Below are 14210 nucleotides of genomic sequence, written 5' to 3' on the forward strand. Positions count from 1 at the left end.
GACCCTTTCCATCGCAACAGGCTGCGCCTGCCCGACCCCCGCCGCCGCGCCGGGCTGCGCCGACTCGAGCACCTCCGTCGCAACCGGCTGCGCCCGCCCGGCCGTGTCCGCCGCAACAGCCCGCGCCGTCTCGAGCGCTTCCGCCACGAAGAGCGCACCCGCCTGCATGGCCGGCCGCAGCTCGGCTGGGCGCCACGGTGAGCCCTCCCACTGGTCAAGTCCCTTGCCGGCTAGCCAGGTCCTGGCCGCGTCGAGAATCGTGACCAAGGCGTCCAGGTCCGTCTCGGTCGCTCGGCGGAGGTTCAGGGCGCTCAGAAGCGGTCCAACGAGAAGGGGGGCAGGTCGAAGCCCGGGTCCTCGTCCAACGCGACCGCGGCCACCAGCTTCCCGGCGAACGGGGCGTTCGTCAGGCCGCCCGCGCCGAAGCCCGTCGAGATCGTCAGGCCCGGGCGGATGCGGCCCAGCACCGGGAGGCCGTCGGGCGTGCCCGGCCGGAAGCCCACCCGGGTTTCGGCGAGTGTCGCGTCTGCCAGGCCGGGCGCGATCGTCAGGGCGTTGTCCAGCACCTCACGTTGACCGGCGGCGGTCACCCGGTAGTCGAACCCGGACTCCGTCTCACGTGTCGCGCCGGCGACCACCCGGCCGCCGCCGAAGGCCAGCAGGTAGTGGCTCGTGCGCAGGAGGACCACCGGCCAGGCCGCTGTGTCGGTGCCCGGCAGGTCGAAGTGGCTGATCTGGCCTCGGTGGGGCGTCACCGGCACGTCGACGCCCAGCGGCGCCAGCAGCTCGCGGCTCCACGCGCCGGCCGCCACCACCACGCTGTCCGCTTCGAGCGGGCCCGCCTCGCTCGCCACCGTGCCGTCGGCGCGGAAGGCGACCTCACCCTCGACGAACGTCACGCCCTTCCGCTCGGCGGCGGCCAGCAGGGCCCGGCGCAGCCGGTGCCCGTCGACACGGCCGGCGCCGGACAGGTGCACCGCGCCCAGCTCCGGCGCCAGTGCCGGGAACAGCTCCCGCGCCTGCGCCGGGTCGAGCCGGCGGACCTCGCCGATCTCCGGCGCGTCCGCCGCCCGCGCGGCCAGCCGCTCCTGGGCCGCGACCAGCTCGGACTCCTCGGCCGACACGATCATCCCGCCGACGACCTCGAACGACGACTCCTCGCCCAGCTCGGCCAGCTCCGCCGTGAACTCCCGGTAGTACCGGCCCGCGGCCGCCGCGAACGGGTACAGCGCGTCCTCCCAGCGGGACGTCCACGGGCTGACGATCCCCGCGCCGGCCTCCGTGGCCGTCCCGGGACGCGCCGCGTCCGCCACGATCACTTCCGCGCCCCGGCCCGCCAGGTGGTAGGCCGTGGCGGCGCCGCCGATTCCGCTTCCGATCACGAGCACTCGCATACGTCCCACCCTGCCCGACCGTGCCGCGCCCGGGCGACCCGGATTCCCCCGCGCGGGCACCCGGTCCGCCGTATGCTGCGCGCCATGCCGAGCCGTGCCGAGCGGTATGTCGCCCATCTCGACACCCTGGCCGGGAGCACCGCGCCCCGGCTGCAGCCGATCCCGTCCACCCACGCCGGGCTCGACGACGTCATCTCGTTCGTCTACGCCGACGAACCGGAGCCCCGCTATCTGACGGGCGCGACCTACGGCCTCTCCCTCGCCGACCACACCGAGTGGCACGGCGCGAAGCCGGAGCTGTGGATCAGCGTCCGCTCCGACGACCCGGTCTGGGCCCTGGCCATCGGTTACCTGGCCGAGCACCTGCGCGGCACCTGCCCGTTCGTCTACGGCGACACCATCGACTTCGGCGAGCCGATCGCACCGGACTCCGCCATGACCGCGTTCGCCGTCTCGGCGCCCGCCGGCCTGGACGCGGACCAGTACACCCTGCTCGACTGCGGCGGCGCGCCCATCAGCATCGCCGGCTGCTTCCCGGTGCACGACATTGAGCGCGAGTACATCCGCGAGCACGGCATCGATGCGTTCTGGCAGCTGGACTGGGACCTCTACGACGTCCGCCGCCCGCCGGTGGTCTAGCGCGCCGACCGGTGCGGGTCGCGGTCAGGAACCCTTGCCCAGCACGGCCATCGCCGCGTTGTGGCCGGGGATGCCGCTGACACCACCTCCTCGCACCGCTCCCGCGCCGCACAGCAGCACGCGCTCGTGCGCTGTCTCGACGCCCCAGCGGCCGGCCTGCGCCGGGTCCGCCGCGAACGGCCACGCCAGGTCCCGGTGGAAGATGTGCCCGGCCGGGAGCCCGAGCTCGGCCTCCAGGTCCAACGGGGTCTTCGCCTCCACACAGGGTTTTCCGTCGGGCCCGGTCAGGAGGCAGTCCTCGATGGGCTCGGCCAGCACGCTGTTCAGCGAAGCCAGCGTCGCGCGCAACGCCTCTTCGCGCGCTTCGTCGTTGCGTCCTTCGAACAGCCGCGCGGGCATGTGCAGGCCGAACAACGTCAACGTCTGGACGCCGGCCGCCCGCTCCGCCGGCCCCAGGATCGACGGGTCGGTCAGCGAGTGGCAGTAGATCTCGCACGGCGGCAGTGCGGGGATCTTCCCCGCTGCCGCCTCGCGGTACGCCGTCTCCAGCTGGGTGAAGGTCTCGTTGACGTGGAACGTGCCGCCGAACGCCTCGGCCGGGTCGACGCCCGGGTCCCGCAGCTCCGGCAGCCGGGACAGCACCATGTTCACCTTCAGCTGCGCGCCTTCCGGCCGGTCCGCCGCCTTCTCGCCCAGCAGCCGCGCCAGCGTGGGTGGCGCGACGTTCGCCAGGACGTGCCCGCCGCGCACGACGTGCTCGGCGTCGCCGTGCCGGTAGCGCAACGCGCCGCCCGGGTCGATCGCCAGCACCTCGGCGCCGGTGACGAGCTTCGCCCCGGCCGCGGAAGCCACCGCGGCCAGTGAGCCGGTGACCGCGCCCATGCCGCCGACCGGTACGTCCCAGTCACCCGTCCCGTTGCCGATCACGTGGTACAGCAGGCAGCGGTTCTGCCGGAGGTCCTCGGCGCCCGCGGCGGCGAACGTGCCGATCAGCGCGTCGGTCAGGACCACTCCGCGCACGGTGTCGTCACCGAACCACGAGGTGAGCGCCTCGCCGATCGGCCGCTCGAACAGCATCGACCACGCTTCGGCGTCGCCGACCCGGGCCCGGAAGTCCACTTCGGACAGCAGCGGCTCGGTGAGCGTGCCGAAGGTGCGTTCGGCGACCTGCCCGGTCAGTTCGTAGAACCGGCGCCACGCCGCGAAGTCCGCGCCGGCCCCGGTCAGCGCGCGGAACGACGCGGCGGTCCGGGCGTCGTCGCCCGTGTCGACAAGGAGACCCGAGCCGCCCGACGGGGTGTACGACGACATCCGGCGCCGCCGCAGCGCCACGTCGAGGCCGAGGTCCGCGATGATCTTCTTGGGCAGCAGGCTGACCAGGTACGAGTAGCGCGACAGCCGGACGTCGACGCCCTCGAACGCGCGGAACGACACCGCGGCACCGCCGGTCTCGCCGCGCCGCTCCAGCACGAGGACCGACCGGCCGGCCCGCGCCAGGTACGCCGCCGCGACCAGCCCGTTGTGCCCGCCACCGGCGACCACGACGTCGTACGAATCCATCCGCTCCTCCTCGATCGGCCTGCCCGTCAATCGTGACCACGGCGGCGGGCGGAATTCAAGGAAAGGGCACGAACGGGCCGTTCGCGCAATTCGCTTGCGCGGCGGCGGACCGGCCCGGCAAGCTTGGGGGACGTCCGGCAAGGAGCCGGTGTGCGAGAGAGCGGGGAGGTGCCTGTGGTGATGACTGTGCGGGCCCGTCTGCGCCCGAGCCCACCCGCCCCCCGAGGCTGATCACGCGCCCGGTGGGGCATCCCTGACCTAGGAGAACCCACCAGTGCGCCTGCACGACTTCGAAGATCACGACCGGTTCGACGAACGACCCTCACGCCGAGGGGCATTGCCCCACGAGGCGGAGGAGCAACCCTCGCACCGCCGCAAGCGGTCCGAGGGCGAAGACGACCAGCGAGCCCCGCGCCTCACGCGGCTCGACGCCAACACCGATCCGCAAGCCTCGCGGCTCGACGATGGAGCCGAGCCGCCGTACCGGTACCGCGACGGACTGTTCGACGACGAAGACGACCGGCCCTCACGCCTCGGCGGCGAGTTCGGCGACGAAGACGGCCCACGATCGCCACGCCGCGGGCCGTCCCGCGACGAAGACGGCCCGCGATCGCCACGCCGCGGGCAGTTCGAGGATGACGACGGCCCGCAACCCGCACGCCGCCGGGCGCGGCTCGGCGACGAAACCGACCAGCGGTTCTCCCGTCGTGCTCGGTTCGACGACGAACCCGAGCCCACCCGCAGCGGGCGGCTCACCGAAGGCGAACGCGTCCGGCTCGCGAAACTGCGGGACGACGCCTACACCGAAAATCTGCTGCCCGACGGCGCCGACCGCTGGTCCACCTGGGACGACGCCGAGCACGGGCCGCTCCCGCGGCCGGACTGGGTCGTCACCGAGCTCGCCGCGGTCGACACCGATCTCGGCGTCCTCAAAACCGGCAAGGAGGCCGATGTCCACCTGCTGCGGCGCGGTCTGCCCGGCACTCCCGGCGGGCTGCTCGCGGCGAAGCGCTACCGCAGTGACGAGCACAAGCTGTTCCACCGTGACGCGGGTTACCTCGAAGGGCGGCGGATGCGCCGCTCCCGCGAGACCCGGGCGATGACGCAGCGCAGCGCGTTCGGCCGCAACCTGATCGCCGAACAGTGGGCCGTCGCGGAGTTCGCCGCGCTGGGTCGCTTGTGGACGATCGGGGCACCGGTGCCCTACCCCGTGCAGCGCAACGGGACCGAGCTGCTGCTCGAATTCCTCGGCGAGGACGACGGGACCGCGGCGCCCCGGCTGGCCCAGGTGCGCCCGGAGCCGGACGAACTGGCCGATCTGTGGTTCCAGGCCACGGCGGCGCTCGAGCTGCTCGCGGCCGAGGGGCTCGCGCACGGCGACCTCTCGGCGTACAACCTGCTCGTGCACCGGGGCCGGCTGGTGGTGATCGACTTGCCTCAGGTCGTCGACGTCGTGGCCAACCCGGGCGGGGTCGACTTCCTGGCGCGGGACGTGCGCAACCTGGCCGGCTGGTTCCACGCCCGCGGCCTCGGCGAGCACGTCACCAGGCCCGATGAGCTGCTGGCCGAACTCGTGAGCGCCACCGGGATCGGGTGATCACGCGGCGGCGTCGCGGATGTGGTGTGGAACACGTCTGCGACGCCGCCCACAACAGGTGACCTCGATGAGTAGTCCCGGCCCCACCTCGGGTACAGTAAGTACAGACCGCAACCGGCGGCGTGGATGAGTTGGTGTCCGTCGCCTCCAGAGCCACCGAATGGCTCGCGGTGATCCGTAATCCCAAAAGCGGCTCGCAGTGTCGTAAAGCGACAAGACACAGTGCGCCGGGGTCCGTCCCTGTGAACGCCCAACGCACACCATCTTGCCCTGCCTGCGCGCGGGGAGCCCGGGCCTCCTTGTGACGAACCATGTCCGAGAGGCATTTGTGACAGTCACGTTCAACTCTGGTACCACCTCGACGTCCGCGCACGCGGACCGTCCCGACCGCCGGCCGCGCCAGCGCCCCGCCGGTGGGGACACGCTGCGTGATGACGCTGTCGAGACCGTGGAGACCAGGACTTTCGCCGAGCTGGGCCTGCCGGAGCCGCTGCTCCGCGCGCTGGCCGAGGCCGGCATCAACAGCCCGTTCCCGATCCAGTCCGCGACCATCCCGGACGCCCTGGCCGGCCGCGACGTGCTGGGCCGCGCCCAGACCGGTTCCGGCAAGACCCTCGCCTTCGGCCTGGCCATGCTGGCCCGGCTCGCCGACGGCAAGGCCCGCCCGAAGCGCCCCCGCGCGCTGATCCTGGTGCCGACCCGCGAGCTGGCCATGCAGGTGGCCGACTCGCTGACCCCGCTGGCCAAGTCCCTCGGCCTGTGGTGCCGCACCGCCGTCGGCGGCATGGCCTTCGCCCGTCAGGCCGACGCGCTTTCCCGTGGCGTCGACCTGCTGATCGCCACCCCGGGGCGGCTGTCGGACCACGTCCGGCAGGGCACCGCGCACCTGGGCGACTGCAACTTCATCGCCCTCGACGAAGCCGACCAGATGGCCGACATGGGCTTCATGCCGCAGGTCCGCGAGATCATGGACCTCACCCCTCCGGGTGGGCAGCGGCTGCTGTTCTCGGCGACGCTCGACGGTGACGTCAACCGCCTCGTGCGGCAGTACCTGAGCGACCCGGTCACGCACTCGGTCGCGCCGTCGACCGCCAGCGTCACCACCATGGACCACCACGTGCTGCAGGTCTCGCACCAGGACAAGCAGGACGTCATCACCCACATCGGTGCCCGTGAGGGCCGCACGATCATGTTCGTGCGCACCAAGCACCACGTGGACCGCCTCGCCGAGCGCCTGCGTGAGCAGGGTGTCAACGCGGCGGCGCTGCACGGTGGCAAGACCCAGGGTCAGCGCAACCGGGTGCTCGCGGACTTCAAGGAAGGCCACACCCCGGTGCTGGTCGCCACGGACGTCGCCGCGCGCGGCATCCACGTCGACGACATCTCGCTGGTGCTGCACGTCGACCCGGCGGCCGACCACAAGGACTACCTCCACCGCGCGGGCCGCACGGCGCGCGCCGGGGCGTCCGGGGTCGTCGTCACGGTGGTCACCAACGACCAGCGCCGCATGGTCAAGCGGATGACCGACCGGGCCGGCGTCCGCGCCGAGTCCACGATGGTCCGTCCGGGTGACGACGCGCTGACCCGCATCACCGGTGCCCGCGAGCCCAGCGGCGAGCCGGTCATCGAGCGTCGGCGTGAGAGCCCGCGTCGCGGTGGCGGCGGCGGTGGCTTCCGCGGCGACCGCGGCAGCTTCGGCGGTTCGAGCCGTGGCGGTTACCGCGGCGGCAGTGGCGGCGGCAGCAGCAGCAGCCACGCCGGCAGCGGTGGCGGCTACGCCGGCGACCGTGACCGCGGTGGCGACCGTGGCGGCTACAGCCAGGGCTCGCACGAAGGCCGTTCCGGCGGCTTCAGCGGCCGCGGCCGTCAGCCCCGTTCGGGCGGCGGTGGCGGCTACGGCCGGCCGAGCCGTGGCCCGCGTCGCGGCTACGACAGCTGATTTCTCCCCGGAAGCCCCGGGCCGGCACTCGCCGGTCCGGGGCTTCCGGCGTTTCCAGGCCCGCTTCACGGCCGCGCGAGGCCCGGATGGGAGACTGCGGGACGTGACTACGCCGCCGGTACTTCCGCCCGACCAGGTTTTCGACTGGCTCGACGCCGAGGCGGAAAAGCGGGCGAGCGCGGGTCTGGTGCGGCAGTTGCGGCCACGTCCGGCCAAGGCCGATGAGCTGGACCTCGCCGGTAACGACTACCTCGGGCTGGCCCGCGACAAGCGCGTCGCCGGAGCCGCCGCGGCCGCCGCGCTCCGGTGGGGCGCGGGGGCGACCGGGTCACGGCTGGTGACCGGGTCGACCGAGCTGCACACCGAGCTCGAGATGGAGCTCGCCCGGTTCTGCGGCGTGCAGGCGGCGCTCGTGTTCTCGTCGGGTTTCACGGCCAACCTCGGCGCGGTGACGGCGTTGTCCGGCAGCGAAGCCGCGATCGTCACCGACAAGTACATCCACGCGTCGCTCATCGAAGGCTGCCGGCTGTCGCGCGCGGACATCGCCGCCGTCGCGCACGCGACGCCGTCCGCGATCAAGAACGCCCTGGCGACCCGGCGCAAGCCGCGGGCGCTGGTGGTGACCGACTCCGTGTTCTCGGTCGACGGCGACCTCGCCCCGCTGGGCGAGCTGGCCGGGATCTGCCGCGAACACAGCGCCGGCCTGCTGGTCGACGACGCGCACGGCTTCGGCGTCCTGGGTGAAGGCGGCCGCGGTGCGGTGCACGCGGCCGGGCTCGCGGGCGCCCCCGACGTCGTCACGACGTTGACGCTCTCGAAGGCCCTCGGCGCGCAGGGCGGCGCGGTGCTCGGGCCGCGCCGGGTGATCAAGCACCTCATCGACACCGCGCGCAGTTTCATCTTCGACACCGCGCTCGCGCCGGCCAGCGCCGCCGCCGCGCTCGCCGCGTTGCACGCGCTGAAGGACGAGCCGGGCCTGGCGGAGAAGGTCCAGGAGAACGCCGGGAACCTGGCGATGCAGCTGAAGGCCGCGGGGTTGAAGGCGAGTGTGCCGGACGCCGCCGTGATCTCGGTGCAGGCGCCGTCCGCGGAGACGGCCGTCGCGTGGGCCGCGGCGTGCGCCGAGCAGGGCATCCGCGTCGGGTGCTTCCGGCCGCCGTCGGTGCCGGACGGCATCTCGCGGCTGCGGCTGACGGTGCGGGCCGACCTCACGGAGTCCGATGTGGACCGGGCCGTGAAGGTGATCACGGCGACCGCGCCGCACGGGGCGACCGACTGAGCCGTACCGGAACGGTCGGTTCGCGTACCCAGAGGGTCGGCTCGCGTACCTGGAGGGTCGGTTCGCGTGCCCAGACGGTCGGTTCGCGGGTCAGGCGGGGCGGCGCATGCGGATGTGGGGGATTCCGTCGTCGTCCTCGTACTCTTCGCCTTCCGCGACGAAGCCGTAGCGCGCGTAGAAGCCTTGGACGTACGTCTGGGCGTCGAGGACGTACTCGCCGGGGACCGTCAGGGCCGCGTCCATCAGCCGGGCTGCCAGGCCGGCGCCGCGGGACTGGGCGGCCGTGACGACTCGGCCGATGCGGCGGATGCCGCCGGGGTCCAGCAGGACCCGCAGGTAGGACGTGACCCCGTGGTCGTCGGAGAACCAGAGGTGGCGGGTATCCGCGAGCAGGTCACGGCCGTCGAGTTCCGGGTACGCGGCCTTCTGCTCCACCACGAAGACGTCCACCCGCAGGCGCAGGATGTCGTGCAGCTGGGCGGCGGTCAGCTCCGGGCCGGTCGCGTCGTGCAGGGTCGGCATACCCCTGCTTACCACGCTCAGCCGAAGATTCGCGGGTTGGCCTGTTGCTGGATGTCGTTGACGTACGCCGAAACCCGCGTGTAGACGCCCGGTTTGCCGGCCTTGCCGCAGCCGTCGCCGAAGGACACGAGACCGATCAGGGTGTCGCCGACGACCAGCGGGCCGCCGGAGTCGCCCTGGCAGGCGTCGACGCCGCCGTCGGCGTATCCCGCGCACACCATGGTCTTCGGGTCGTAGACGTCGTAGTCGGAGTTGCAGTCCTTGTCCCCGATCACCGGGACCTGGGCGCTGCGCAGGTAATCGGACCGGTCGCCGCCGTCGGCGACGCGGCCCCAGCCGAGCACCGTCGCCTGCGTGCCTTCGCGGTAGGACGCCGAGTCGCCGCTGTCGGGCAGCTTCGCGGGCCGGTAGCCGAGCTGGCCGCGCACGGTCAGCACCGCGACGTCGTTGCCCGCCGTCGGGTCGCTGTACCCCTTGCTGATCCAGATCTTCGACACGCTCAGCACCTGGCCGTCACCGGTGCGCTTGTCCTCGCGGCCGGCCACCACGCGGACGTCCTGCTTCGCCACGGCTTTGGCGCAGTGCGCCGCCGTCGCGACCGCCGTGGAGCTGACGATCACCGCGCCGCAGTACTGGTTCCCACCCGGGTCGGCCAGGTACACCGCATACGGGTGATCGTCGAGCGAAGCCTTGTTGCCGCCGACGATCCGGGGCTGGTTGGCGGACGCCGGGTCCGCCGAAGCCGTGTTCACCACGACCGGGACGGCGACCGCCGCGACCGCGAGGAGCGCGCCGCTCACGAGCAGCAGGGATCGGCGAGACTTCACGGACATGGGTCGTTCCCCTCTTCGAAGCAAAACAAAGGCACTGCGCACGGCACTCACGCGACTCCACAGCGTGAACAGGTGGCCCTGAATACCCTAATCGGAGTGAGCCCGAAGCGGTGTCACTGAAACGGGTGGACTCCGCGATCACCGAACGTTTATGTCAGGATTGCGGAATGCGACGGACAGCGACGGCGACGCTCGGGGCGGTCATCGCCCTCACGCTGGCCGCCTGCACGTCGGAAGTCCCCTCGACGCCCCGGCCGGTCGCCCCGGCGCCGGTCACGACGACCGTGTCCAAACCCCCCTCCCCGGTGAAAACGGCGCCGCCGAAGACGTCGAGCGCGCCCGCCGTCACCTGGCAGGTGGGTGCCCGGCCACTCCCCCGTCGTCCGGACGGCTTCGGCGAGATCGAGCCGACGCCACCCGAACTGGTGAACCGGGCACTTCCGACAAAAGACGTCCTGCCCCCGCCGGCCGGGAACGCCTACGCCTCGACGATCAGCGCGGTACCCGCCGGTGTCCTCGCGCGCAGCACCTGGCAGGCCGCCTGCCCGGTCAAGGCCACCGACCTGCGCTACCTCACGATGGCGTTCTGGGGCTTCGACGGCCGCGCGCACACCGGCGAGATGCTGGTGAACGCCCAAGGTGCCGCCGGGATCACGAAGGTCTTCGGGAAGCTCTTCGCCGCGCACTTCCCGCTGGAGGAAATGCGCGTCACCAGCCCGGGCGAGCTGACCCTGCCGCCGACCGGCGACGGCAACTCGACCAGCGCGTTCGTCTGCCGCCCGGCGCGCGGCCAGACGACCTGGTCGGCGCACGCGTACGGGCTGGCCGTCGACGTCAACCCGTTCTGCAACCCCTACACCCAGGGCGACCTGGTGCTGCCCGAGCTGGCCTCGGCCTACGTCGACCGCTCGCGGAAACGCCCCGGCATGGTCCTGGCCGGCGACGCCACCACCCGCGCGTTCGCGGCGATCGGGTGGAGCTGGGGCGGGGCGTGGACCAGCCCGAAAGACCGGATGCACTTCACGGCGACCGGGCACTGAGCGGGACCGACCACGTAATACGACGTTAAGCACACGCGGGAACACCTGCTCCGCGCGGCAGGTTGGCTAGGGTGAACCGACCGGAACGAGCCCGCGGAGGATGAAGTGCCCCACTACGACCTGGTGATCGTCGGGACGGGATCGGGGAACTCGATCCTCGGCCCCGATTTCGCCGGCAAGAAGACGGCCATCGTCGAGAAGGGCACCTTCGGCGGGACCTGCCTGAACGTCGGCTGCATCCCGACGAAGATGTTCGTCTACGCCGCCGACGTCGCGTACACACCCGCGGAGAGCGCGAAGTACGGCGTCGACGAAGAACTCAAGGGCGTGCGCTGGCGCGACATCCGCGACCGCGTCTTCGGGCGGATCGACCCGATCGCCGCGGGCGGCGCGGAGTACCGCCGCAGCCACGAGGACAACAAGAACGTCGACGTCTACGAGGGCACCGGGCGCTTCACCGGGACCAAGGAACTGCGCGTCAGCTTCCCCGACGGGCGCCCGGACGAGGTGCTGACCGCCGACAAGTTCGTGCTCGCCGCGGGTGGTCGTCCGGTGATCCCGGACATCCCCGGCATCGAGGACACCGGCTACTACACCTCCGACACCGTGATGCGGCTCGACGAGCTGCCCGAGCGCATCGTCATCCTCGGCGGCGGGTACATCGCGGCCGAGTTCGCGCACGTCTTCGCGTCGTTCGGGGTGCGGGTCACGCTGGTCAACCGGTCCGCGCGGCTGCTGCGCTCGGAGGACGAGGATGTCAGCGCCCGCTTCACCGAGCTGGCTTCGGAACGCTTCGACGTCCGCCTGGAGCGCAAGACCGTCCGGGCGCGCAAGACAGCCGACGGCGTCGCGCTCGACCTCGAAGGCCCGCAGGGCGCCGAGACCGTCGAAGCGGACCTGCTGCTCGTCGCGACCGGCCGCAAGCCGAACTCCGACCTGCTCGACGTCGCCGCCACCGGCGTGACCACAATGGACAGTGGACACGTCGTGGTCGACGACTACCAGGAGACCGTGGTCGAGGGCGTCTACGCGCTCGGCGACCTCTCCTCGCCGCACGAGCTGAAGCACGTCGCGAACCACGAATCCCGCGTGGTGCAGCACAACCTGCTGCACCCGGACGAGCGGGTCAAGGCCGACCACCGGTTCGTGCCGCACGCCGTGTTCACCCACCCGCAGGTCGCGTCGGTCGGGCTCACCGAGCAGAAGGCGCGCGAGCAAGGTGTGTCCTATGTTGTCTCGAAGCAGGACTACGCCGGGATCGCCTACGGCTGGGCGATGGAGGACACGACGGGCTTCGCGAAGCTGCTCGCCGACCCCGCGACCGGGCAGCTGCTCGGAGCGCACATCATCGGGCCGCAGGCGTCGAGCGTCATCCAGCCGCTGATCCAGGCGATGAGCTTCGGCCTGGACGCGCGGAGCATGGCGCGCGGGCAGTACTGGATCCACCCGGCCATGCCGGAGCTGATCGAGAACGCGCTGCTCAACCTGCCCCTGGACTGAGTCACCGCGGGCCGGGCGGGGTGACCGCCCGGCCCGCGGGAGCCCTCAGAGCGTGATCGACCAGGTGTCGAGGGTCCCGGTGTCGCCGGGGCCGTAGTCGGTCACGCGCAGCTGCCACTTGCCGGCCGCCGGGGACGAAGCCGTCGCCGGGACGGTGAACGTCCGGGCGCCGCTCCACGGCGTGCAGGTGCTGCCGCCGCTGTACTTCAGCGCGTACGCCTTGCCCTTCGGGTCGAGCAGTGTGATGCCGAGGTCTTCGGCGCACGTGTGGCGGATGGTCAGCGAGACGCCGATCGAGGCGGCCGCGCTACCGGTCAGCGTCGAGCTGATCGGGCTGAGCACCTGCTGGTAGTCGCGGATCGCGTAGTCGGTGTCGTTGGTCAGGGTGCGACCGCCACCACCGCCCGCTTGGGTCCGCGCGCTGACGGCCGCGCTGGCCGCCGAGGCGTTCCCGGCGGCATCCTTCGCTTTGACCGTGAACGAGTACGCCGTGTCCGGGGTGAGCCCGGAGACCGTGGCGCTGGTTCCCGCGACGCTCGTGGCGAGCGTGGAACCGTTGTAGACGTCGTAACCGGTGACGCCGGTGTTGTCCGTCGACGCGTCCCAGGCGAGCGAGACGCTGTTCGACGTCGTGCCCGTGGAACGCGGGTTGCCGGGCGCGCTCGGCGCCGTCGTGTCCCCGGTGCCGCCGCTGGTGACCAGCGTGAGCTGCCACTTGTTCAGCGCCTCGATCACCGGCTGGAACAGGGACATGTCGCCGTCACCCGGGTTCTGGACGCACTGCGACGGGCCGCCGTCGTGCAGGCCGGTGGCCTTGGTGCCGAGCAGCCAGCCGCCGCCGGAGTCACCGCCGAGCGAACAGGCCGTCGTCCAGGTCAGGTCGCCGATGATGAGGCCGTTGCCGTAGTCGGCGGACTTGTGCGTGTACTTCACTTCGCCGCACTGCCAGTGCGAAGTGTTGCCGGAGTGGCAGACGCTGTCGCCGACCATCGCCTCGGCCGAGCCGGAGAGCGTGACCGCCGGCTGGCCCCAGGTGTTGACCGACGCCGAGAGGTTCCAGCCCGCCTCCGTCACGGCGACGACGCCCATGTCGCCTTCCTGGCCGTTGACGCTGTGGGTGCCGCCGACGTTCGACGTGCCGACCTTGTTCTGCTGGCCCGAAGCGCCGTAGGCGGCCTGGTTGCTGTCGTTCGTGCAATGGCCCGCGGTGAGGAAGTGCTTGGCCCCGGCGGAATCGGTGACCGGGAAGCCGACCGAGCAGTTCGATTCGCTGCCCGGCCACCACGGGTTGCCGGTCTGGATCGTGCCCGACTGCTGCTTCGGCGACGTCGTCGTCTCGGTGATCCGGACGCCGAGTTCCTTGGCACCGGACAGGAAACTCTCCGTCGCGGCGGTCTTCTTCGTCCGGTCGACCGAGACGCCGACCTCGTTGTTCCGGACGTCGACACCCCAGCCGTAGACGCCGGGCACGCCCTGGCCGACCAGCGCGCGGACGGCCGCGTCGGTGCGGTCCAGTTCGGCCTGGCTGCGGGTGACGACCTGGGCGGCGGCCCCGGCCGCGCGGGCCTGGTCCGCGGCGGTCCGGGTCGTGACGGCGACGGTCAGCTTCCCGGCGGCCGCGTCGAACCACTCCCCGGCCGACTGCTGCCGGACGGCGGCCGGCAGGGCCGAGGCGAGGCGGTGGGCGTCGTCCTGGGCGGCGAGCCGGCCCCGGGCCTGGTCCGCCGACAGGCCGAACGCGGCCGCCACACCGTCGACCTCGGCCTGCGGGTGGACCGGGGGTGCCGGCGGCGCGGCCTGGGCGGGCTGGAAGCCCAGTCCCAGAGCGGCGAGCGCGGCGACACCCGCGACGGAAACCAGTCTGCGCATGAGGTTCTCCTCGGATCGGGATTCGGTTCGCCGACGGT

The 14210-nt window shown here is 72.2% G+C and carries 10 protein-coding genes and 1 pseudogene; 6 read left to right on the forward strand and 5 right to left on the reverse strand.

Features of this window, described 5'->3' with window-relative positions:
• Positions 1–311 precede the first annotated feature (311 nt).
• Complete coding sequence (locus OG494_RS26200; protein ID WP_328443160.1) at positions 312–1394, reverse strand: NAD(P)/FAD-dependent oxidoreductase; 1083 nt, start codon at positions 1392–1394, stop codon at positions 312–314.
• An 84-nt stretch (positions 1395–1478) separates the two neighbouring features.
• Between OG494_RS26200 and OG494_RS26205 the strand changes: the two genes are divergently transcribed.
• A complete protein-coding gene (locus OG494_RS26205) occupies positions 1479–2033 on the forward strand; it encodes a suppressor of fused domain protein (RefSeq protein ID WP_328443161.1) in 555 nt (184 codons plus the stop codon).
• Positions 2034–2057: 24 nt separating this feature from the next.
• On the opposite strand, the gene OG494_RS26210 is transcribed toward OG494_RS26205, so the two are convergent.
• The gene (locus OG494_RS26210) at positions 2058–3593 is read right to left on the reverse strand and encodes a phytoene desaturase family protein (protein ID WP_328443162.1); all 1536 of its coding nucleotides are present in this window, start codon (positions 3591–3593) and stop codon (positions 2058–2060) included.
• A 694-nt stretch (positions 3594–4287) separates the two neighbouring features.
• On the opposite strand from OG494_RS26210, the pseudogene OG494_RS26215 reads away from it, so the two are divergent.
• The 3 genes and pseudogenes from OG494_RS26215 to OG494_RS26225 all read left to right on the forward strand — a co-directional run.
• A pseudogene (locus tag OG494_RS26215) lies at positions 4288–5190 on the forward strand (serine protein kinase RIO); the annotation flags it as partial.
• A gap of 328 nt (positions 5191–5518) precedes the next feature.
• A complete protein-coding gene (locus OG494_RS26220; RefSeq protein ID WP_328443163.1) occupies positions 5519–7129 on the forward strand; it encodes a DEAD/DEAH box helicase in 1611 nt (536 codons plus the stop codon).
• A 103-nt stretch (positions 7130–7232) separates the two neighbouring features.
• Positions 7233–8408: an 8-amino-7-oxononanoate synthase gene (locus OG494_RS26225; protein WP_328443164.1), complete on the forward strand. Its 1176-nt coding sequence runs from the start codon at positions 7233–7235 to the stop codon at positions 8406–8408.
• 90 nt (positions 8409–8498) lie between these two features.
• Here OG494_RS26225 and OG494_RS26230 read toward each other — a convergent pair whose 3' ends face one another.
• Together OG494_RS26230 and OG494_RS26235 are read right to left on the reverse strand one after the other, a co-directional pair.
• Positions 8499–8930, reverse strand: a complete 432-nt coding sequence (locus tag OG494_RS26230; RefSeq protein ID WP_328443165.1) for a GNAT family N-acetyltransferase — start codon at positions 8928–8930, stop codon at positions 8499–8501.
• A gap of 17 nt (positions 8931–8947) precedes the next feature.
• Positions 8948–9763, reverse strand: a complete 816-nt coding sequence (locus OG494_RS26235; protein ID WP_328443166.1) for a S1 family peptidase — start codon at positions 9761–9763, stop codon at positions 8948–8950.
• Between the two features lie 167 nt (positions 9764–9930).
• On the opposite strand from OG494_RS26235, the gene OG494_RS26240 reads away from it, so the two are divergent.
• Both OG494_RS26240 and OG494_RS26245 read left to right on the forward strand, forming a co-directional pair.
• Positions 9931–10803: a M15 family metallopeptidase gene (locus tag OG494_RS26240; protein WP_328443167.1), complete on the forward strand. Its 873-nt coding sequence runs from the start codon at positions 9931–9933 to the stop codon at positions 10801–10803.
• A 105-nt stretch (positions 10804–10908) separates the two neighbouring features.
• Positions 10909–12303 carry a mycothione reductase gene (locus OG494_RS26245; protein WP_328443168.1) on the forward strand — a complete coding sequence of 465 codons (1395 nt, stop codon included), beginning with the start codon at positions 10909–10911 and terminating at the stop codon, positions 12301–12303.
• 45 nt (positions 12304–12348) lie between these two features.
• Here the strand turns inward: OG494_RS26245 and OG494_RS26250 are convergent, their stop codons facing one another.
• Positions 12349–14172: a proprotein convertase P-domain-containing protein gene (locus OG494_RS26250; RefSeq protein WP_328443169.1), complete on the reverse strand. Its 1824-nt coding sequence runs from the start codon at positions 14170–14172 to the stop codon at positions 12349–12351.
• Positions 14173–14210 lie beyond the last annotated feature (38 nt).

Origin of the sequence: Amycolatopsis sp. NBC_00438, assembly GCF_036026695.1 — a bacterium.
Lineage (GTDB): Bacteria > Actinomycetota > Actinomycetes > Mycobacteriales > Pseudonocardiaceae > Amycolatopsis.